The sequence below is a fragment of the Exiguobacterium sp. s143 genome (genome assembly GCF_018618895.1).
GTDB lineage: Bacteria > Bacillota > Bacilli > Exiguobacteriales > Exiguobacteriaceae > Exiguobacterium_A > Exiguobacterium_A abrahamii.
Window position 1 is genome coordinate 1 of record NZ_JACSMX010000016.1, and the last position, 397, is coordinate 397.

Here is a 397-nt window from a genome sequence, read left to right on the forward strand (position 1 = left end):
TTGGTATTCTAAGAACACACGTCTTAAATGACATGGTTAATTAAAAGTTTGATGTCTTGTTGATGTCTTCAGTTTTCAAGGTGCGAGTGCCTTATCCAAAGGACAAGACAAATGGAGCCTAGCGGGATCGAACCGCTGACCTCCTGCGTGCAAGGCAGGCGCTCTCCCAGCTGAGCTAAGGCCCCAGGATTGAAATTATAATGGAAATGGTGGGCCTAAGTGGACTCGAACCACCGACCTCACGCTTATCAGGCGTGCGCTCTAACCGGCTGAGCTATAGGCCCATTCCATGACTAGAGAGAATTAGACTCTCAAAACTGAACGATGGGCATGTCCCGTAAGGGACGTTTTCCTTAGAAAGGAGGTGATCCAGCCGCACCTTCCGATACGGCTACCT

Annotated in this window: 2 tRNA genes; both read right to left on the reverse strand. The window is 49.4% G+C overall.

Annotation, left to right across the window (positions count from 1 at the left end):
* Positions 1-112: 112 nt before the first annotated feature.
* A tRNA-Ala gene (locus tag KNQ03_RS16940) sits at positions 113-185 on the reverse strand.
* Positions 186-207: 22 nt separating this feature from the next.
* Positions 208-284: transfer RNA gene (locus KNQ03_RS16945), tRNA-Ile, on the reverse strand.
* Positions 285-397 lie beyond the last annotated feature (113 nt).